12 protein-coding genes, 3 tRNA genes and 1 pseudogene are annotated in these 19,718 nt (G+C 74.7%); 7 read left to right on the top strand and 9 right to left on the bottom strand.

The features are described from left to right. Window positions 1-134: 134 nt before the first annotated feature. A complete protein-coding gene (locus tag ACFVHV_RS38340) occupies window positions 135-3,683 on the bottom strand; it encodes a PAS domain-containing protein (RefSeq protein ID WP_380357724.1) in 3,549 nt (1,182 codons plus the stop codon). Window positions 3,684-3,860: 177 nt separating this feature from the next. Between ACFVHV_RS38340 and ACFVHV_RS38335 the strand changes: the two genes are divergently transcribed. The 6 genes from ACFVHV_RS38335 to ACFVHV_RS38310 all read left to right on the top strand — a co-directional run bounded on the left by ACFVHV_RS38335 (window position 3,861) and on the right by ACFVHV_RS38310 (window position 10,276). Beyond that, window positions 3,861-3,954: transfer RNA gene (locus ACFVHV_RS38335), tRNA-Ser, on the top strand. 215 nt (window positions 3,955-4,169) lie between these two features. Continuing rightward, window positions 4,170-4,245, top strand: a tRNA-Arg gene (locus ACFVHV_RS38330). 31 nt (window positions 4,246-4,276) lie between these two features. Next, a tRNA-Arg gene (locus ACFVHV_RS38325) sits at window positions 4,277-4,352 on the top strand. Window positions 4,353-4,713: 361 nt separating this feature from the next. Further along, entirely contained in the window at window positions 4,714-7,809 is a 3,096-nt protein-coding gene (locus ACFVHV_RS38320) for an Ig-like domain-containing protein (protein WP_380357722.1), read from the top strand. Window positions 7,810-8,066: 257 nt separating this feature from the next. Further along, entirely contained in the window at window positions 8,067-9,278 is a 1,212-nt protein-coding gene (locus tag ACFVHV_RS38315) for an SPFH domain-containing protein (protein WP_359897808.1), read from the top strand. Beyond that, a complete protein-coding gene (locus ACFVHV_RS38310) occupies window positions 9,275-10,276 on the top strand; it encodes a C40 family peptidase (protein WP_380357720.1) in 1,002 nt (333 codons plus the stop codon). The genes ACFVHV_RS38315 and ACFVHV_RS38310 overlap by 4 nt, the downstream gene beginning before the upstream one ends. A gap of 105 nt (window positions 10,277-10,381) precedes the next feature. Here the strand turns inward: ACFVHV_RS38310 and ACFVHV_RS38305 are convergent, their stop codons facing one another. Next, entirely contained in the window at window positions 10,382-11,335 is a 954-nt protein-coding gene (locus tag ACFVHV_RS38305) for an aldo/keto reductase (protein ID WP_380357718.1), read from the bottom strand. A 154-nt stretch (window positions 11,336-11,489) separates the two neighbouring features. Between ACFVHV_RS38305 and ACFVHV_RS38300 the strand changes: the two genes are divergently transcribed. After that, window positions 11,490-11,690: a hypothetical protein gene (locus ACFVHV_RS38300; protein ID WP_359913925.1), complete on the top strand. Its 201-nt coding sequence runs from the start codon at window positions 11,490-11,492 to the stop codon at window positions 11,688-11,690. Between the two features lie 54 nt (window positions 11,691-11,744). On the opposite strand, the gene ACFVHV_RS38295 is transcribed toward ACFVHV_RS38300, so the two are convergent. The 7 genes and pseudogenes from ACFVHV_RS38295 to pelF form a co-directional block, all read right to left on the bottom strand. Next, window positions 11,745-12,767: an endo alpha-1,4 polygalactosaminidase gene (locus ACFVHV_RS38295; RefSeq protein ID WP_380357715.1), complete on the bottom strand. Its 1,023-nt coding sequence runs from the start codon at window positions 12,765-12,767 to the stop codon at window positions 11,745-11,747. Window positions 12,768-12,789: 22 nt separating this feature from the next. Next, complete coding sequence (locus ACFVHV_RS38290; protein ID WP_359913931.1) at window positions 12,790-13,485, bottom strand: spherulation-specific family 4 protein; 696 nt, start codon at window positions 13,483-13,485, stop codon at window positions 12,790-12,792. Next, window positions 13,482-14,399: an NAD(P)-dependent oxidoreductase gene (locus ACFVHV_RS38285; protein ID WP_359913934.1), complete on the bottom strand. Its 918-nt coding sequence runs from the start codon at window positions 14,397-14,399 to the stop codon at window positions 13,482-13,484. Before ACFVHV_RS38285 ends, ACFVHV_RS38290 begins: the two co-directional genes overlap by 4 nt. A gap of 125 nt (window positions 14,400-14,524) precedes the next feature. After that, window positions 14,525-15,226 (bottom strand): annotated as a pseudogene (locus ACFVHV_RS38280) (NDP-sugar synthase); the annotation flags it as partial. Between the two features lie 75 nt (window positions 15,227-15,301). Next, window positions 15,302-16,294: an SDR family NAD(P)-dependent oxidoreductase gene (locus ACFVHV_RS38275; protein ID WP_380357711.1), complete on the bottom strand. Its 993-nt coding sequence runs from the start codon at window positions 16,292-16,294 to the stop codon at window positions 15,302-15,304. A gap of 136 nt (window positions 16,295-16,430) precedes the next feature. Next, window positions 16,431-17,957, bottom strand: coding sequence for a hypothetical protein (locus ACFVHV_RS38270; RefSeq protein ID WP_359913940.1), 1,527 nt, complete (start codon window positions 17,955-17,957; stop codon window positions 16,431-16,433). A 100-nt stretch (window positions 17,958-18,057) separates the two neighbouring features. Next, window positions 18,058-19,575: a GT4 family glycosyltransferase PelF gene (gene pelF / locus ACFVHV_RS38265; protein WP_359913943.1), complete on the bottom strand. Its 1,518-nt coding sequence runs from the start codon at window positions 19,573-19,575 to the stop codon at window positions 18,058-18,060. Window positions 19,576-19,718: the final 143 nt, after the last annotated feature.

Below are 19,718 nucleotides of genomic sequence, written 5' to 3'. Positions count from 1 at the left end.
CCCCCGTACGGAACGGGGGCGGCCGGCCCTTTCACGTGCCGGAGTGCCGGAGATCCCGGGATCCCGAGAGCCCGAGGGCCGCAGAGCCGGCCAACGACGGAGCCGGCCCACGACGGAGCCGGCCCGCGGCGGAGTCAGCCCGCGGCGGCGACGCCCGCCTCGCCCATCGCACCGATCCGCCCGAGCAGGTCGACGATCCGGGACTGGACGTCCTCGCTGGTCGAGCGCTCGGCGAGGAAGAGCACGGTCTCGCCGGTCCGCAGCCGGGGCAGTTCGCGCGGGTCGAGGTCCACGGAGGTGTAGACCACCAGCGGGGTGCGGTGCAGCCGGTCGTTGGCGCGCAGCCAGTCCAGCAGGCCGACCCGGCGGCGGCGGATCTGCAGCAGGTCCATCACCACCAGGTTGGGCTGCACACTGCTGGCCCGGGCCACCGCGTCGTTCTCGTCCACCGCGTGCTCGACGTGCATGCCGCGCCGCTCCAGGCTGCTGATCATGGCGGCGGCGATGTCCGGGTCGCCCTCGACCAGCAGCACCCGCGGGGCGTGGTGCTCGCCGTCGCGCGGTGCGAGGGCGCGCAGCAGGACGGCCGGGTCGGCCCCGTACGCCGCGTCCCGGGTGGCCTGGCCGAGGCCGGCGGTGACCAGCACCGGGACCCGGCGGTTGAGCGCCGCGGTGCGCAGCGACTGGAGCGCGGTGCGGGTGATCGGGCCGGTCAGCGGGTCGACGAAGAGGGCGGCGGGGAAGCCGGGGACCTGGGCGTCCACCTCCTCGCGGGAGCGGACGATCACCGGCAGGTAGCCGCGTGCCTGGAGGGCCTGCTTGGTGGCCGGGTCGGGCTCGGGCCAGACCAGCAGCCGGCGGGTGTTGGCCAGTTCGCCGGTCGGGGCGGACGGCTGCTCGTCGGCGGGCCGCTCGTCGGCGGGCGGGAGCTCGGCCATCGGGCGCGGCGCGGTCCGGTGGGCCTCGGCCGGTACGGGCGGCTGCGGCGCGGTGGCGGGCACCGGCGCGGGGCCGAGCTGGCGCGGCGGGGCGAGCTCGCCCAGGCCGGTGCCGACCGGGCGGGGGCCGGACGGCTCCTCGGCGGCGGGCAGGGCGGCGCGGGCGGGCGCCAGCGCGGTGCCGGGGGAGGGCAGCGCCTGGCCGACCTGGCCGACGTGCTCGACCTGGCCGACCGGACCGGCCGGAGCGGAGGCGTTCACCAGGGCGTCCGGGTCCGGTCCCGGCGGGACGGCCAGCCGGCGGCGGCGTCCGGTCGGCGCGGCGGCGCCCGGTTCGGGCAGCGCGGGCGCGGGACCGGCCGGCAGGGCGTGCTCCAGGCCGGGGTAGACCGGGGCGTCGGCCGCTCCGGGCAGGGCGAAGCCGCCGGAGGACTCCTCGGTCGAGGGCAGCGCGCGGCGGCGCCGGTGCTTGGTCTCGCCCGGGGCCTGCTCCTGGGCGGCCTCGGTGGTCGGGGCGGTCGGGGTGCCGGCCGGCGGGGTGCCGTCCGGGGCGGTGGGCGCGGGGGCCGGGCCGAGCGCGAGCGGCTCGCGCCCGCCGGGGCGGTTCGGCGGCGCCCGGTGGCCCTCGACGGGCACGGCGTAGGCGGGGCCGGAGCGGCCGTCGTCCTTGCCCCACGGGTCGCTCTGGGCCCCGTCCGGTCCGGGCAGGCCCTGGCGGCCGTACGCGGGGTCGTTGCCGGTGCCGTTCCACTGCTCGGGGACGGCCCGCTCGACCCGGGCGGGGGCGTTCGGCCACTGGTCGGCCGGAATGTCGGGGGCATCGGGGGTGCCGGAGGTGCCGGGAGTGCCGGGAGTGCCGGGGGTGTCGGACTCCGGGGCCTCGGCGGCCGGTCGGCCTCGGCGGCCGCGCCGTTCGGCGGGGGGCTCCTCGGCGGGTGCCCGCTCCGCGGCGGGGGCTTCGGGGGCCTCGGCGCCGGGCTGTTCGGCGGTCGCCGCGGGTTCGGTGCTCTCACCGCTGCTGGGCAGCTGCGGGATGCCCGGAAGCTCGGGCAGGACGGCGCTGTCGCTCTCCTTGGGCCGGTCGGAGCGGCCTTCGGCGGCGGCGCGCTCGGCGGCGGCCTTCGCGGCGACCGGGTCCAGCGGCAGCTCGACGACGTACGTGGTGCCGGCCTTGCCGGGCAGCTCGTGCGGCTGGAGCACGCCGCCGTGGCGCTCGACCACCGCGCGGGCTATCGGCAGGTGGACGGGGCTGCCGCCGACGCCGGGGCCGCGGATCTCGACCCGGGCGACCTCGCCGCGCTGGGCGGCGGCCAGCACGACGGTCGGCAGGTCGGGTGCGGGCGGCAGCGCGGGAGTGGCGGCGCCGTTCAGCCCGGGCACGGCCAGGCCGGGGGAGGGGGCGTCGGGGGGGTCCAGGGCCAGTCCGATGCCGCTGACGTCGGCGACCAGGTGGGCCAGTGCCTGGGCGAGCCGCCGCTCGTCGGCGATCACCTCGACCGCGGCGGCGTGCACCGAGAACCGCACCCGGCCGGGGCCGACCAGCTCGCCGGCCACGTCGACGGCCCGGCGGACCACCTTGTCCAGGCCGACCGGCACCCGGGGCGCGGGCGTCCGCCCGTCCTTGGCGTCCTTGCCGGCCTTGGGCTCCTTGCCGTCCTTGCTGTCCTTGCCGTCCTTGGCCTCGCTGCCGGCGCTCTCGCCGGCCTCGCAGCGCTGGTGGTCGAGCACCCCGTCGATCAGCTTCCCGAACCGGCGGCACTCGGCGGCCAGCCGGCGCAGCGTCCAGTTGGCCTCCGGCCAGAGCTGGCCGGCCGGGTCGGCGGCGAGCGCGTCGAGCCGCTGGTTCAGCGCGTTCAGCGCGCCGCCCAGCTCGCTCTCCAGGACGGCGGTGAGGTGCTCGTTGCGGGCGACCAGGGCGAGTTCGCGGCTGCGGTCGGTGAAGGTCATCACCGCGCCGACCAGCTGGTCGCCGTCCCGGACCGGGGCGGTGGTGAGGTCGACGGTGACCGGCCGGCCGTCCTTGCGCCACAGCACGGTGCCGCGCACCCGGTGCTTGCGGCCGGAGGTCAGGGTGTCCAGCAGCGCCGACTCCTCCAGCGCCAGCGGGGTTCCGTCGGCCCGGGAGTGCTGGATCAGCGGGTGCAGTTCGCGCCCGCCCAGCTCGCTCGCCCGGTACTCCAGGATGTGCGCGGCGGCCGGGTTGACCAGCACGCAGCGGCCTTCGAGGTCCACGCCGAGCACGCCCTCGGCGGCGGCGCGCAGGATCATCTCGGTCTGCTTGTGCTGGCGGCGCAGCTCGGCCTCGACGCCTAGCCGGCCGGACAGGTCGCGGACCAGCAGCAGGAGCAGGTCGGAGGAGGAGGGCGAGTTCTCGCGGTACGAGTCGTACGGGGAGCGCGCGTAGCCGCGGCCGTCGCCGTCGTCGGCGAAGTCGTTGCCGGAGACCTCGACCGGGAAGGTGGTGCCGTCGGTGCGGTGGGCGGTCATCCGGACCGGGCGGTCGAGGGCCTCGTCGTCGCGGGTGGCCGGGCGCATCGAGCCGGGGATGCGGCTGGGGTCGAACTCGGGCAGCAGACCCAGCACGCCCATGCCGACCAGTGAGGTGCCCGGCGCCTGCAACGCCTGGACCGCCGCGCTGTTGGCGTCCACGACGGTGCCGTTGCTGTTCACCAGCAGCAACGCGTCGGGCAGGGCGTCGAGTATGGCGGCGAGGCGAGCAGCGCCTCGGATCGGCCTGCTGCTCACGTCGACAGGTCTCCTCGGCTCGGGGCAGCTCCTCCGGAGACGGCAGTATCTCATTCTTCTTTGCGGCGGGGTCGACCCGCCTAGTAACGTTGGCGGTGGTTGGTGCCGAGCCCCACGGTTGTGGCATCATCACTGACACACGGAACGGGTCCGCTCGCGCGGATGCGATCCATGTGGGGAGGCTTCGCCTAGTCCGGTCTATGGCGCCGCACTGCTAATGCGGTTTCGGGGTTATTCCTGATCGAGGGTTCAAATCCCTCAGCCTCCGCCAGTCGGGAGCCCCCGTCGACGATCTCGTCGACGGGGGCTCTTCGCGTTCCCGGACACAGCGCGGGTGCGGGTGCGGGTGCGGGTGCGACCCGGAGCGGGGCCCCGAGCGGGGCCGGAGGGGGTCGGCGGGGGCCCGGATCAACCGATTTCGTCCTACGCCGCAGGTCATGTAATGTTGTCCCCGCAACGCCCCGGAGACAACGTTCACCAGGGCGAGCGCTCATAGCTCAACGGATAGAGCACTTGACTACGGATCAAGAGGTTGCAGGTTCGAATCCTGCTGAGCGCACCAACCTTCGCAAGATCGGGTTCGCCCGTTCCTTGCGCTCATAGCTCAACGGATAGAGCACTTGACTACGGATCAAGAGGTTGCAGGTTCGAATCCTGCTGAGCGCACCATCGAGAAGCCCCCGGCCACCGGCCGGGGGCTTCTCCCGTTCCCCGGCGCGCCGGGCCACTGATTCGAACAGAGCCTTTCGGTGGATGGTTCCGTCCCGGGGACCGGTGTCCCCCGGATGGGTCCGGAGTTCCCGTTCTTGCGGCCGTTCGAGTGGTGCCGATTGCCGCCTAATGGATGAAATGCAGCTGTTTCGGGTACATCCCGTCCTGCCGCCCGAATGACCGCCGATCGGGTGGGACACGGCCAAAAGCACAGGTGTCGCCGTATGCCCGGCCCAGGGCCGTGATTCCTTTTCGTCGGATCTTGTGCAGCCTGCCCGCCTGCCCGCCAGCCCGGCAGCCCACCGCGAAGGAGAGCCGGATGAGCCGACAGTTTTCCCTTACGGCTGCCGCCCTGGCCGTCCTCGCGACCGGGCTGCTGACCACGTGGAACGCCCCGCTCTCGGTGGCCCGCCAGTCCCCCGACACCTGGTCCGCCGAGCACCGGGCGGTGCTGCCCTCCGGACTTTCGGTCCGGTTCGATCTCGACGCCGCCCCGGGCACCGGCGTCACCGCCGCACCGGGCGAACTGGCGGACCGCTCCGCCGCCGGTCTCCCCGCCGCCCGCTATGCCGACGGAATGCGGCCGGGAGATCCCGCGCAGACCTTCGACCTCGCCCCCGACCGTCCGCAGGCGGACGGCTCCTGGCGCACCGTGGGAACGCTCCGGCTGGATTTCTCCCGCCCGGTCCGCAATCCCCGGCTGCACCTCAGCGGCCTGGCCGCGCTCGCCACCGGGAATTCCGGCAGCACCAGCACGGCAACCCGGCTGACCGTGACCGGAGGCTCGCCGGCCGCCCCCGCCCTGGTCGACCGCACGGACTGGCCCGGCTGGACGGTCGAGGGCAACGTCCTCGCCCCCGCGAGCCCGGACGGGGCGTCCGACGGCGAACCCGGTTCGGCGGCCGAGGGCTCGCTGGAACTGGCCGGCACGGTCCGCACCGCGGTGTTCCGGGTCGAGCAGCGCTCCGTCGCCCGGGCCGGCAGCACCACCGCCCCGCCCGTCCTGCACCAGGCCTACACCGTCACCGTCGACGAGGGCCTCGGCACCGCCCCGCAGGACTACGGCAACGCCTCGCACGTGGTCACCGACCTCTTCCTGGGCGCCGACGCGGCCGGTCCGGCGCGCACCGCCGGCAGCCGTTCCGCCAAGGACCCGGGCAGCGGGCCGCTGGTCCGGCCCGACCACGGGGCGGCCCCGCGCAGCCCGTTCGACGGCCCCCGGGCCGGTCTCCAGCCCGGCCGCGGCGAGTACCAGGGCGCCGACCCGGCGATCGCCTTCCCCGCCGATGCCGCGATCGGCCACTACTACCGGCTCACCGTCCCGGTCGCGGTCGGCGACCAGCCCGCGACCCTGGCCGGCTGGATCGACTTCGACCGCACCGGCCGGTTCGACCCCGCGGAGCGGGTGCAGACCGAGGTCCCGCCGGGCGCCGACACCGCCACCCTGGAGTGGACCGTCCCGGCCGGTGCGGCCTCCGGCGGGACCTGGGCCCGGCTGCGGATCGGCCGCGACGGCGGCCAACTCGTCTCCTCCGGTGGGTTCGCCGACTCCGGACAGGTCACCGACCAGCGGATCGAGCTGACCGTCGGCGCCGCCCGGCCGGAGATCGCCGAGCCGGTCGACGGGGCCGTGCTCGCCGACGCCCGCCCGCGGATCGGCGGCGGGGGCGCGGTGTCCGGTGCCACGGTGGAGGTCGTCGAGGGCGACACCGCGCTCTGCAAGGCCAAGGTCCTGCGCGGCGGCGACTGGTCCTGCCGCCCCGACACCGGGCTGGCACCCGGTCCGCACGCCCTCACCCCGGTGGAGACCACCACCGGCGGTGTGGTGCTGCGCGGCGAGCCGGTCGGGGTCAGCGTGAAGAGCGTGCCGCCGGGCGCCCCCGCGCTCACCGTCCCCGCCTACACCAACGACCCGGGGCTCCGGCTCACCGGCACCGGCGAGGCGGGCAGCACCGTCTCGGTCGTCGAACGGGGCTCGGGCGACGACCTGTGCATCACGGGGGTGCCGGCGGACGGCCGGTGGTCCTGCCTGCCGGTCGAGAACCTGACGGACGGGAAGCACCTGCTCACCCCGGTCGCGGTCGACGCGGCGGGGAACCGGACGGCCGGGCCGCCGGTGGAGCTGGTCGTCGACACCGGCCTGCCGCAGCGGCCGGTGCTCACCTCCCCGGCCCCGGGGGAGACCGTGCGGGTCAGCCGGCCGAAGCTGGCCGGCCGGGCGGAGCCGGGAGGGAACGTGCTGGTCACGGTGTGGTCCGGGGCGTCCTCGGAGGCGGAACGGCGGACGGTGCTCTGCGGGGCCACGGCGGCGTTCGACGGGAGCTGGAGCTGCACGGCCAACCGGGACCTGACGGACGGGGACCAGTGGCTGCTCGTCACGGCGACCGACCGGGCGGGCAACGAGGTCGCGGCGGAGCCGGTGCCGGTACGGGTCGCCGCTGCGGGCGCGGTGCCCGATCCGGCGGCGTCGAGCCCGGCGGCGTCGGGTCCGGTGGCGTCGAGCCCCGCGGCGTCGGGTTCGGTGTCGCCGAGTCCGACGGCACAGGGTTCGACGGCACAGGGTTCGACGGCAGTCGGTCCGACGGCTTCGGCTCCGGCCGCGGAGGTGTCGAGCCCGGTGGCCGGGAGCCCGACCAGGTCGGCCTCGGCCTCGGCCCGGCCCAGTCCGACGACGGCAGCGACGACGGTGTCGGCGTCCGGTCCGGCGGCCAGCCCTGCGGCACCCGGGTCGGCGGTGCCGGGCCCGGTGGCGTCCGGTGCGTCGGCGGTGCCGTCGAACCTCGCCGGGTCGGGCCCGAGCGCTCAGGGTTCGGCGGTGGCCTCGCCGAGCCCGTCGGTCGCGGCGGTGCCTTCGGAGGTGCCCGCGGCGCTGCCGATCGTGGTTCCGTCGGCGGGAGCCCGGCCGGTGACGGCGGGTCCGGTGGTGGCGTCGTCGGTGGCACCGAAGTCGCGTCCGGACGCTTCGGCCCCGGCGCCGGCCACCGTGACCACCGCGTCCGTCGCGTCCACCGGGCTCGTCGCCCCGATCCCCTCGACCACCGCGACCGTCTCCCCGGCTCCGGCTCCGGCTCCGGCCCCGGCCGACGGTGTCGGCGCCTTGCCGGCCGCTGTCGCCGCGGTGCAGTCCGCGCCCTCGCCGGCCGGGACCGCCGGAGCGGCCGCCGGAACCGCCGGAGCTGCCGACTCGGCCGGGGCCGTCGCCGAACCCGCCGAACCCGCCGAACCCGCCGAGTCCATCCGATCTGCGGCCCGGCCGTTGGCGGCTCCTCCGGCGGAGCCGTCGCAGGGCGCGTCCGGACGGCCCGGGGAGGCCGGCCGGCGCGGTTGGCTCGCCGGAGTCCTGCTGGTGCTCACCGGTCTGGGGCTGATCACCCGTCGGGTGTTCGCCCGCAGGGCCGGTGCTCCTCGGCGCTGATCGGCGCCGAACTGTCCCGACCATCCGCTCATGTGCCTGCGCGTCAGGTCGGCTTTGGATGATTCGTCAGTAAATGTCGACACACCTCGGTTCAAATGTCGCATTTGATGACGTATGAACTTAGCCTGACCCTGGCACTGCCCGTCAGATCCGGGCCGCCCGTTGCGCGACACACCGACCCAGAGGATCCGTGCATGGACGTCACCCGCGATTCTTCGCAGCGACCCGACAATCTGCCCAAGGTGCTTCCGCCGGCAGTGCCGGAACGTTCCGCCTTCGGCTCCAGCCCGCTGGCCAGAACCACGGCCATCAGGACCGTCACGTCGGACGGCCCGGCCGACAGCGGGCCGGCGACCACCCCGCTGGCCGTCGTCCCGAGCCCCGCGCACGCCGGCCCGGCGGACCGGCGCGACCCGCTGGAGACGGCCGCCCCCGAGACCGTCGAGCTGCTGGACGCCACGGCGGCCGGAACCCAGACCACCACCACCTCCCGGCGCCCGCCGCGCGCCGACCAGGCGCTGCGCGAGCACCGCGCCGCCGCGCTGCCCGGCTGGATCGCCCTGCTGGCCGTGCTGATCGGCGTGGCCGGTGTGCTGTTCGTGCTGCTGCGCACCGGCGTCATCCCGTACTGGGACGCGCTGCCCGACCTGCGCGGCACCGCCGCACGGGAGAGCGGCCGGGTGGAGGTGGACGCGCAGTGGATCGCCGCGGCGGCCGCGGCCGGCCTGCTGGTGGTGCTCGCGCTCGCCGGACTGCTGGCCAACGCGGGCGGCGAGACCCGGGTGCTGACCCGCTGGGGCCGCTACCGGGGCACTGTCCGCCGGGCCGGCCTGGTCTGGGTCAACCCGCTGCTGCGCCGTCGTCGGGTGGACGTGCGGCTGCGGCACTGGCGCAGCGAGCCGGTCAAGGTGGTGGACCGCACCGGCACGCCGATCGTGGTCCGGCTGCTGATCGTCTGGCGGGTCAAGGACACCGCGCGGGCGCTGCTGGCGATCGAGGACCACGAGAGCTACCTGCGCGAGCAGGTCCAGGCGGTGCTCACCCGCACCGCGTCCACCCTGCCCTGCGACAGCAACGCGGCCCCCGGTCCCGCGCTGCGCGACGGGCAGTGGTTCGCCGACGAGATGACCAGGGCGCTGGCGGCCGAGGCCGCCCCGGCCGGCCTGGAGGTCTACTCGGTGCAGCCGCTGGCCCTGGAGTACGCGCCCGAGGTGGCCGAGTCGATGCGCCGGCGCCGGCTGGCCGACCTGGACGCGGGCCTGCGCACGGTGCTGGTGGACGACGCGGTGGAGGCGGCGGCGCTCGCCGTCCGCCGTCTGGAGCGGGCGACCGCGCACGAACTGGACGAGGCCGCCCGCAGCGCGCTGATGGAACAGCTGCTGGTCGCCTTCGTCGCCCCGGCCGGAGTGGCCGCCTCGGTACCGTCCCCGGCCGCCCGCGCCGGGCGGAAGGAAGGACGACCCGCATGAGGATAGCCACCGGCGCGTACGCCGAACCCGCCGTCACCATCGGCTCAGGCGGCCCCGACGGTGATCCCGGTCTGATCGGCTTCGAGGAGCGACTCGGCAGCATCCCCGCGATCGCGGGCTGCGGCTGCCCGAACTGCGTCGTCCGGCCGCGCACCGCCCGCTCCGCGGCGGCGGCCGGCGGCAGCCGAATACACCGGGCCGTGCGGAGCACCTGTCTGGCCACCACCGTGCTGGCGGGCGCCGGCGTCGTCGGCCTGACGGCCGGCGCCGGATCCGCGCACGCCGCGGCCGGGAAGCAGGGCTGGGACGGGTCCAAGTACTGGTTCAAGAACGGCTCCGGCGAGTGGCGTTGGACCAGCCACTACGACGTCTACGCGAGCCGCACCGGGCAGTCCGCCGGCTCGGCCGGCGCCACCGCCCAGGCCGCCTCCAACGGTTCGGCCTCCTCCGCGGGGATGCGCCAGGGCTGGGACGGGTCCAAGTACTGGTTCAAGAACGGCTCCGGCGAGTGGCGTTGGACCAGCCACTACGACGTCTACACGAGCCGCACCGGGCAGTCCGGCGGCTCGGCCCAGGCCCCCGCGCAGCCCGCGGCCCCCGCGAGCCGTCCGTCGGCCAAGTCCTCGCCGGCCCCCGGAAGCATGGAGGCGGCCATCGACTACGCGCTCGCCCAACTGGGCAAGCCGTACGTCTGGGGCGGCAACGGCCCGTCCGGCTACGACTGTTCGGGGCTGGTCCAGCAGGCCTACCGGCGCGCGGGGATCAGCCTGCCGCGGGTGGCCGACGACCAGTACGCGGCGACCACGCCGATCAGCGCCGGGCAACTGCGCCGCGGCGACCTGGTGTTCTGGTCCGACAGCGGCCGGGCCTCGGGGATCCACCACGTGGGGATCTACCTGGGCGGCGGCACCTTCGTGGAGGCGCCCCGGCCGGGGACGACCGTCCGGATCTCGACCCTCAGCCCGGGCTACTACCCGACCCACTTCGGCCGGCCGTAGCCGCGGAACCCGAACGCGGTCCGGGCCCCGACAGCGGCGCGCTGTCGGGGCCCGGACCGCGTCCAGGGCGGCTGCGGGGCGGAGCAGCCGTGGCGCCGGGCGGGCTCAGGCGGAGGCGGCGTCCAGCAGGGCGGTCTGCTCCGGGGTGAGCTCCAGGGTGGCGCCGGCCAGCAGCGGCGGGAGCTGCTCGATGGTGCGGGCGCTGGCGATCGGGGCGGCGACCGTCGGACGGGCGGCGAGCCAGGCCAGGGCGACGGAGGCGAGCTCCACCTCCAGCTCCGCGGCGACGGAGTCCAGCGCCTCCAGCACCTTGGGGCCGCGCGGCTCGGCCAGGTAGCGGGCGGCGCCCTCGGCGCGGGCGCTCTCCACGCCGTCGACCCCGGGACGGTACTTGCCGGTCAGGAAACCGGAGGCCAGCGCGTAGTACGGGACGGTGGCCAGACCGTGCTCGGCGACCACGTCGGCCAGCGGGCCCTCGAAGGTGCCGCGCGAGACCAGGTTGTAGTGCGGCTGGACGGCGACGTACTTCGCCAGGCCCTCGCGCTCGGCGAAGGCCAGCGACTCGGTGAGCCGCTCGGCGGAGATGTTGGAGGCGGCGACCGCCCGGACCTTGCCCTCGCGGACCAGCTCGTCCAGCGCGGTGACGAACTCCTCGACCGGGGTGTCGTCGTCCCGGTGGGTGTAGTAGAGGTCGATCCGCTCGACCCCCAGGCGGCGCAGCGAGTCCTCGGCCGCGGCCTTGACGTTGGCGGCGCCCAGGCCGCTGCGCTCGGCGTGCATGCCGACCTTGGTGGCGATCACGATGTCCTCGCGGTTGCCGCGGCTGCGCAGCCAGTTGCCGAGGACGGTCTCGGACTCGCCGCCGGTGTTGCCCGGGGCCCAGGCGGAGTAGACGTCGGCGGTGTCGACGAAGTTGCCGCCGGCTGCCGCGTAGGCGTCCAGGACGGCGAAGGACTGCTGTTCGTCGGCCGTCCATCCGAAGACGTTGCCGCCGAGGGAGAGCGGGAAGACGGACAGGTCGGAGGTGCCGAGGCGGACCCGGCTGTGGTTTCCGGTCATGGGAGAAGTCAACCGGATTGCGCGGCTGGGCATTCCGTGAACCGCGCGGTCTTCACGGAGCCGTCGTACCGCTGTCGCACGTGGGGGTGGTGTGTTCCGCGCGACGGGGGTCCGGGGTGTGCCCGAGGTGGGCGGATTCGTTAGAGTCCGTGCCATGGCTGACAACGACTACGACCCCGCCGGCAGCACCCAGATGTTCCGGGCGTTCGTCGACGAGAGCCCGGCGCCCCAGGCCCCGGGCAACGTTTCCACCTACGGCAGCAGCAAGAGCGGCAGCCGCACCGGCGTGATCGCGCTGATCGCCGTCGTCGTGCTGGTCGCCCTGGGCGGCGTGATCTGGCTGGCGGTCAAGTGACCCTCGCGCGGGTGACCCTCGTCCGGGTCACCCGCGCGACGGGAGCCGAGCTCCTCAGCAGGGCTTGCGCCAGGCGTCCAGTTCGAGCTTCTTGCGCATCGAGCTGAACCCCAGCGACTTGGCCTTGCCGCAGAACCGGTCCGTGTCGAGCTTGTACTCGACGTGGAAGACCGCCTTGCCCGCCTTGACGAAGGGGGCGACACGGTCGCACTCGTCGAACTGCGAGCACTCCTCGTTGACCGCGAAGTCGAAGTCCGCGAGCAGTGCCGGGATCTGGTCCAGGTCGTTCTTCAGGCCGATGGCCAGGCCGCGTTCGTGGGCGAGCTGCGCCAGCATCCGGTTGTACTTGAGCTGGTCGTCGGCGGTCAGCGGGAAGCCGCTGTTCTGGTTGTAGGCCTCGATGGTGTCCGGCTCGATGGCGTCGAAGCCCTTGCTCCGGCACATGTCGAAGCGGGCGGCCATCAGCGGCCTCAGCTGGTCGAGCTTGCGGATGTCGAACCACTTCTCGCCCTTCCAGCCGGTGTCCGAGCCCTGGAGGGACTTGGCGAAGGCGGCGGAGTCGGGGCGGAAGTTCTCCCAGGAGCCGGCGTTGATGTAGCAGATCACCTTGCGGCCCTTGGCGTGCAGCGCGGCCACCACCGAGGCGTCGTTCTCGAAGCCGTCGATGTCGTAGACCGGGACGTCCACCGACTGGTCGACGGCGCCGCCGAGTTGCCACTGCCAGGCCAGGCCGGGGGTGGGCTGCCAGCGGGCGCCGGCCGGCGGCGGTGCCGGGTTGCCCGGCGGGGTGCCGGTGCCCGGAGGGGTCCCGGGCGGCGGGCTGCCGGCGGGCGTTCCCGGGGCCGGCGCGCCGGCACTCGGGGTGGTGGGCCCGGGGGCCGGGGTGTCCGGGGCGGTGGTGACCGCGTCGGGGGTGCCGGGGGTGCTCGGCGCGGTGGCCGCGGGGGAGTTGCTCGGGGTGCCGTCGGCCGAGTCCTGGTCGTCCTCCGATCCCGAGCTGCTGCACGAGCTGACCAGCAGGGCGGTGGCGGTGGCGAGGGCCAGGGTGGCCGGAAGCAGCCGGTTGCGACGGTTCACGGTAGTCGAACTCCGGATCGGGTCAGGTCAGTTCAGCGGCGTTCAGGCCGTACGGCAGGGTGCGCCAGGGGTTCTCCCCGGCCCCCGGTACGGCGCAGCCGACGCCGGCTCGCCGGGCGGCGATCAGGGCGGCGGCGTCCTGGGCGTTCTCGGTGGGGACGTCGTAGACCAGGTGGCAGAAGCGGGAGGCCGCGTGCCGGCCGGTCCACAGCGGCAGCGTCATGTCGCGGTAGGCGTCCCAGTCGCCCTCGAAGGTCACCAGCAGGTCGGCCAGGCCGACCTCGGCGTAGCCCGGGTCCGGGTGCTCGCCGTGGCCGAACACCACGGTGCCGCAGCCGGCCGCGCGGGCGGCCGTGGCCAGCCGCCGGTAGTGCGCGAGCGCGCCCGGGTGGGTGGTGACCTGGTCGAAGTAGACGCCGGTGATGCCGTGGCGCTGACGGTACGTCAGGATGTCGGCCACCACGGCCGCGTGCGGGCGGCGGCCGTAGTCGGTGTCGGTGTAGCCGACCAGCGGCAGGCCGGCGGCGCGCAGTCGGTCGGCCGCCTCGGCGAAGACGTGGTCCGGGACCTCGCCCGGACCGTCGGCGAGGTTGAGCACGACGGCGGCGATCCGGGCGGGGTCGGCGGCGGCGACCGCCTGCCAGGCCGCCGGGTCCACCGCGGGGTGGACGTACAGCGGCACCAGCAGGCGGCCGTCGGGGGTCTGCCCGGTGGTCATGCGACCACCGGGTCGGGCGTGGGCCCGGCGGTGCCGAGCCACAGGTCGCGCAGGGTGTCGGCGAGGTCCGTCTCCGGGCGCCAGCCGAGTTCCCGGGCGGCGGCCGACACGTCGGCCTGCTGCCAGGAGACCGCGGCCGAGCGTTCGGAGCCCGCCCCGCTCTCGTCGATCCGGCCGGTGAAGCCGGCCGCGGCGACCAGCCCGTCGGCGATCGCCCGGACCTGCCGGGCCCGGCCGGAGGCCAGGTTGAGCACCCGGGGCAGCGGACGTCCGGCGGTGACGGCCAGGCCGACCGCCCCGGCCACGTCCCGGGCGTCGACGAAGTCGCGGTAGGCGGAGAGGTCGCCGACCGTGATCACGCCGTCGGCGCCCTCGGGCGCCACCCGGCGCAGCTCGGCGGCCAGCCGGCCGGGCAGCGAGCCCGCCGGGGCGCCCGGGCCGACCGGGTTGAACACCCGCAGCACCACGGCGTCCAGCGGAGAGCCGGCCACCGCGAGGGAGCCGGCCAGCTTGGTCGCGCCGTACACGCCGACCGGGCGCGCGTCGGCGTCCTCGGTCAGGGACTCGCCCTGCCCGCAGACGCCGTACTCGCCGGCCGAACCGATGTGGACCAGGCGGGCCTTCGGGGCGCCGAGGGAGAGCGCCTCGCAGAGCACCGCCGGGCCGCGGGCGTTCACCTCGGCGAGCTTGACCGCGCTGCCGGCCACCGCGCCGGCGAAGTTGACCACCGCGTCGGGGGCCAGCGCGGACAGTTCCTCGCCGAGCGGGCCGGCCTGGGCGGTGGCCAGGTCCAGCCGGAGATCGTGGGCGGGCCGCCGCCCCGCGGTCAGCACGGTGGCACCGGGCAGTGACCGCAGGACGGCGGTGGCGTGACGGCCGAGGAAGCCGTCGCCGCCGAGGAGCAGAATTCTCACGCGGCCCGTCCGTCGCTCTCGGCGCCCGCGGTGGCGGGCTCGGCGTGCTCGTCGTCCGGGGCGGTGCGGGCGGCCGGGATCGGCAGTTCCGCGACGCTCGGCGTGGTGGCGGTCGACTCGAAGGGCATCAGGACCGGGCGGATGGTCGAGAACTCGGCGTTGGCCCGGTCGTAGTCGTCGGGCCGGCCGATGTCCAGCCAGTAGCCGCCGAACTCGTACGCGGACGGCGGGGTCCCGGCGGCCAGCAGGTCCAGCACCAGCTCGTCGAAGCCCAGCGGCAGGCCGGGGGTGTACTTGGCGAGCGCCGAGCGGGAGACGCCGTACACGCCCATCGAGACGCGGTAGTCGATGCTGGGCTTCTCCTGGAAGCCGGTGATGGTGCCCTCGTCGGCGGTCAGCACGCCGAAGTCGATCTTGACCTGGCGGGCATAGGTGGCAATGGTCAGCGGGGCGCCGGACGCCTCGTGGTGCTTGAGCACCCCGGCGAAGTCCAGGTCGGTCAGGATGTCGCCGTTCATCACCAGGAAGTGCTCGGGCAGGCGGTCCTGCATGGTGAGCAGCGGGCCCATGGTGCCGAGCGGGCTGTCCTCGACGGCGTAGCCGACCCGCAGGCCCCACTGGGAGCCGTTGCCGACGTAGGCGCGGATGATGTGGCCGAGGTGGCCGATGGCCAGGGTGACGCTCTGGAAGCCCGCGGCGGCGAGCTGGCGCATCACGATCTCCAGGATCGCGTGCTGGTCGCCGATCGGAACGAGCGGCTTGGGAAGCGCGGTGGTGTACGGGCGGAGACGGACGCCCTTACCGCCGGCCAGGATCACTGCGTGCATGGTGTTTCCCCCACGGAAAGGATGTGCAGGACACGAACCTTGGTTACCAGGACGAGCAAGATCGGTTACGGCGGGTCAGACGTTGTAGATGTCGGTCTTGTAGCGGGCCAGGTTGGCCGGGTCGCGGAAGAACTCGATGGTCTGCTCCAGGCCCTGCTCCAGGCTGAACTGCGGGGCCCAGCCGGTGGCCGCGCGCAGCCGCGACGCGTCCGCGACCAGGCGCATGACCTCGGAGTTGGTCGGACGGATGCGCTGCTCGTCCTCCTTCACCACCAGGTCCACGCCCATCAGCTTGCCGACCAGGGTGACCAGGTCGCCGACCGAGATCTCGCCGCCGGTGCCGGCGTTGAAGGTCCGGCCGACCACCGACTCGGCGGCCGCGGTGCCCACCGTGCGGAAGGCGTTGGCGGTGTCCTTGACGAACGTGAAGTCGCGGGTCGGGCGCAGGTCGCCGAGGGTGATCTCGGTCTGGCCGGCCGCGACCTGGGCGATCACGGTCGGGATGACGGCGCGCATCGACTGGCGCGGGCCGAAGGTGTTGAACGGGCGCAGGGTGACGACCGGGGTCTCGAAGCTGGCGTGGTAGCTGTCGGCCAGCCGGTCCCCGCCGGCCTTGGAGGCGGCGTACGGGGACTGGGTGTTGATCGGGTGGTCCTCGGTGATCGGCACGGTCTGCGCGGTGCCGTAGGTCTCGCTGGTGGAGGTGTGCACCAGGCGGGGGATCTCCAGGTGGCGCACCGCCTCCAGCACGTTCAGGGTGCCGGTGACGTTGGTGTCGACGTACGAGTGGGGGGCGCGGTAGGAGTACGGGATCGCGATCAGGGCGGCCAGGTGGTAGACCGCCTCGGTGCCCTTGACCAGGCCGTTGACCGAGCCCGGGTCCCGGACGTCGCCGAGGACGATCTCGACCGAGTCCAGCACCTCCTCGGACAGGGTCTCCAGCCAGCCGAAGGACGAGAAGGAGTTGTACTGGACCATCGCGCGGACGTGGTGCCCGTCGGCGACCAGGGTCTCGACGAGGTGGGAGCCGATGAAGCCCTCGGCTCCGGTAACCGCGACGCTGCTCATGCGGATTTCGCTTTCTCGATCTGCCGGGGCGGCCGGACGCTCTGCGGTGGCCGGCCGCCGCAGGCCCGGTGGGTGTCTCAGGTGAAACGGGTACGGCGGTGCACGCGAATGGAGGCGTGCGGGATATTCGATGTGTTCAGCGGTGCTGGGTGGTGCGGCCGAGCGCGGGCCCGGCGAGTGCGGTGAGGACGGTGGCGGCCGCCCCGCAGCCGATCAGCTGCAGGACGATCGGGTCCGCACCTGTCAGCAGCCCGGCGCTCTCGGCGACCGCGGCGGCCAGACAGACGAGGGCGGTGCTCCAGCTGAACCCGAAGGCGTTCAGCAGCAGCGCCAGCCAGAGCGAGCCGCCGAGGAGCAGCATCGCGCCGAGCTGCGGCACGCCGAGCGCGGGGGCGCCGGGCCACAGCACGGTCGCGGCGGCGTCCAGCGCGGCCACGGTGGTGAGGTAGATGAACAGGCAGCCGAGCAGGATCGCGCCGGTGCGGCGGGAGAACTGGCCGCTGGTGTGGCTGGTGCGCAGTGCGGCGACCGCCAGTGCCCGGTAGCGGAAGAGCAGCCACTCGGCGAGGCCCAGGCTGAGCGTCAGCGCGATCATGGCCGGTCCGGTCGGGGTGGTCGAGGTCTCCTGCGCGGGGTGGCCGCCGGACTGCACGGCCTGGTGGATGGTCCCGCCGAGGCCGGCGATCAGCGTGAGCGCGCCGCAGGCCAGGCCGAACAGCAGGTGCGGGACCTCCTGGCGGACCGGCAGCCTCAGCTCCACGGACTCGCGCTCGCCGCCGCGGATGCAGACCAGCAGCTCCCGGGCGGCCAGTCCGACCGCCAGCGCCACCGAGGCGAGCAGCACGACCGTACGGACCAGCTGCGGAACGTCCACCGCCAGCACCACGCCCGCGCCGACCGAGGCCGGGGCCAGCGCCAGCAGCAGGAACTTCTCCCGCCCGAGCACCAGCAGCACGGTGGCCGCGCCCAGGTAGCAGGACTGTCCGGCGGCGAAGGACAGCGCGCCGAGCGGCCCGCCGACCACGTACGCGGCGGCGGACGCGACCAGCGCGCCGACCGGGGCGCCGACGGCCAGGCAGACCGCGGCCTCGCGGCGGCGCATCCGGCCCAGCCAGCGGTAGGAGCGGTGCGCCAGCGCCTGGTTGAAGCCCCAGCTGACCAGCGTGGCGACGGACAGCGCGAGCATGCCCGAGGGCAGGCCGAAGCGCATCCGGGTGGTCGCGAACAGGCTGGCGCCGAGCAGGTAGCCGAGCCCCGGCAGGGCGAACACCAGGCCGCGCACCACGCAGCGCCAGGGATCGGCCCGCCAGGGGTTGGCGAACTCGGAGCTCGGGCCGGGGTAGCGGCGCTGGACCTTCTCGAACAGCTCCTCGGCGACGGTGAACGCGTCGGGGCGGCCGTACAGCAGGGCGGCCTGCTCGTCCGAGAGGCCGTCGGACTCCAGGAAGGCCGCGATCTCGTACGGGTGGACGGCGTCGGCGCAGACGTCGCGCAGGCGCTCGGCGAGTTCGTCCAGCGGGTCCGCGGAGAGGTAGAGCGACTCCTCGGGCTCCGGCTCCTGCTCCGGCTGGGCGGGGCGGCGGCGCTTGAGCGGCAGGGTGCGCAGCTGCATGGTGTGCTCGGGTCCGGCTTCGTCCGGAACGAGTCGCAATGGACCGCTCATGCTCCGACCTCGTTGTGCTCGGCGGCCGCTTCGCGGGACACGCGCTTCTCGACGGTTCTCTCTCCCCCGGCCGCCGGCCGGGGGTGCTCCGGGCGCCGGTTCACGCTCCGACCTCGCTCGGCTCGGGGCGGGCGGCGGAGGCCAGCTGCTGGTCCCAGTCGGGGCTGGGGACCTGGTCGGTGACGGCGACCATGCCGCCGGGCATCCAGCGGGCGGTGCCCAGGAGTTCGGTGTAGATCCCGCGGAAGCCGTCGATGTTCTGGCGGAGGGTGAACTGCTCGATCACCCGCAGCCGGGCGCCCTCGCCGAGCCGGGCGCGCCGTTCGGCGTCGCGCAGCAGCTCGATCGCGGCGGCCGCCATCGGCTCGGGCTCGCGCGGCGGGACGACCAGTCCGGTGTCGCCGACGGCCTCGCGCACGCCGCCGACGTCGGTGGAGACGGTCGCGCGGCCGCAGGACATCGCTTCGATCAGGGTGAACGGGAAGCCCTCGCTGATGCTGGAGAGCATGACCACGTTGCCCGCCGCGTACGCGTCGGTGATGTCGGCGACGCGGCCCTCGAAGGCCACCGACTCGGCTATGCCGAGCTCGGCGGCCAGGGCTATGCAGCGGTCCCGGTACGCCTCGCCGCCCTTGGGAGTGCCGCCGAAGAGCCGCAGCCGCGCCTCGGGGATCTCGCGCTGCACGATGGCGAAGGCCTGGATCAGCGTCTCCAGGTCCTTGATCGGGTCGACCCGGCCGGCCCAGCTGAGGGTCGGCGTCTCGGGCTCGGGACCGGCCGGCGGGAAGGCGGCCGGGTCCACCCCGTTGTAGACGGTGCGGATGTGCGAGGACGGCGTGCCGCCGCGTTCCTCCCAGCGCCGGTTGTACCGGTTGCCGGGGGTGACCAGCGCGGCCTGCCGGTAGCTCTCCTCGGCGAGCATCCGGTAGAAGCCGAGCAGCAGTGCCTTGACCGGCCAGCGGTACGGGCCGGTGCGGTAGCCGAGGTAGCGCTCGCGCAGGTAGATGCCGTGCTCGGTGAGCAGAAACGGTACGCCGTACTGCTGGGCGGCGATCAGCCCGGGCAGGGTGGCGAGCCCGCCACTGGCCGCGTGCGCGACGCCCTCCTTCGGCGGCTCGACCGAGAGCGGCCGCAGGGCGTGCTCCAGCAGGTCGGTGGCGTTCAGGGCGTCGTGCAGGGTGGGGCGGGAGACGGCGGTCGGCAGGTAGTCGCGGGTCCAGACGTGCTGGAGGGTGCGCAGCGCGCGCTCGCTGCGCAGCGCCGGGCTGAGCAGCCCGTGCCGGGCGAGGTCGGCGAAGTTGTACAGCTCGGTGCCGAAGTGGGTGGTGTAGACCGGGTCGAGGATGGAGTGCAGGAAGCGCTCGTACGCGTTGAGGAAGCGCCGCATCTCCTTGCCGCGGGGCGGTCGGCCTTCCGAGGCCGGCCCCCACAGCGGTGCGGTGGTGACCGACCGCACGTTGGCGGGCAGCTCCCAGGCCAGTGGTTCGTGCCCGGTTCCGGTGACGGCGATGACGTCGAACTCGACGTCCGGCATGCCTTGAACGAGCTGGTCGCACCAGACGCTCACGCCGCCGTGCTGGTGCGGATACGTCCCCTCGGTGAGCAGGGTGACGCGCATTCCTGTCCCCCCTCCTGTTCTTGCGTCGGTTCCGGCCTGGATGGCCGGAACGGGAGCCGTGGCGGGGGGGGGGCGGGGGGGCCGCCCCGCCCCCCCGCGGGGCGGTTCGTACGCTGTAACGAGGGGGGGGGGGGGGGGGGTGT

It is taken from the genome of Kitasatospora sp. NPDC127116 (genome assembly GCF_042677365.1).
Lineage (GTDB): Bacteria > Actinomycetota > Actinomycetes > Streptomycetales > Streptomycetaceae > Kitasatospora > Kitasatospora lactacystinica.
The sequence above is the reverse complement of the archived record's forward strand: the minus strand, read 5'-3'. Positions and strand labels throughout refer to the sequence as shown.

Bases quoted from the DNA above. Each gene is read 5' to 3' on its own strand.
- ACFVHV_RS38320 (WP_380357722.1), top strand. From the start codon at position 4,714: ATGAGCCGACAGTTTTCCCTTACGGCTGCCGCCCTGGCCGTCCTCGCG.
- ACFVHV_RS38310 (WP_380357720.1), top strand. From the start codon at position 9,275: ATGAGGATAGCCACCGGCGCGTACGCCGAACCCGCCGTCACCATCGGC.
- ACFVHV_RS38305 (WP_380357718.1), bottom strand. From the start codon at position 11,335: ATGACCGGAAACCACAGCCGGGTCCGCCTCGGCACCTCCGACCTGTCC.
- ACFVHV_RS38300 (WP_359913925.1), top strand. From the start codon at position 11,490: ATGGCTGACAACGACTACGACCCCGCCGGCAGCACCCAGATGTTCCGG.
- ACFVHV_RS38290 (WP_359913931.1), bottom strand. From the start codon at position 13,485: ATGACCACCGGGCAGACCCCCGACGGCCGCCTGCTGGTGCCGCTGTAC.
- ACFVHV_RS38275 (WP_380357711.1), bottom strand. From the start codon at position 16,294: ATGAGCAGCGTCGCGGTTACCGGAGCCGAGGGCTTCATCGGCTCCCAC.
- ACFVHV_RS38270 (WP_359913940.1), bottom strand. From the start codon at position 17,957: ATGAGCGGTCCATTGCGACTCGTTCCGGACGAAGCCGGACCCGAGCAC.
- pelF (WP_359913943.1), bottom strand. From the start codon at position 19,575: ATGCGCGTCACCCTGCTCACCGAGGGGACGTATCCGCACCAGCACGGC.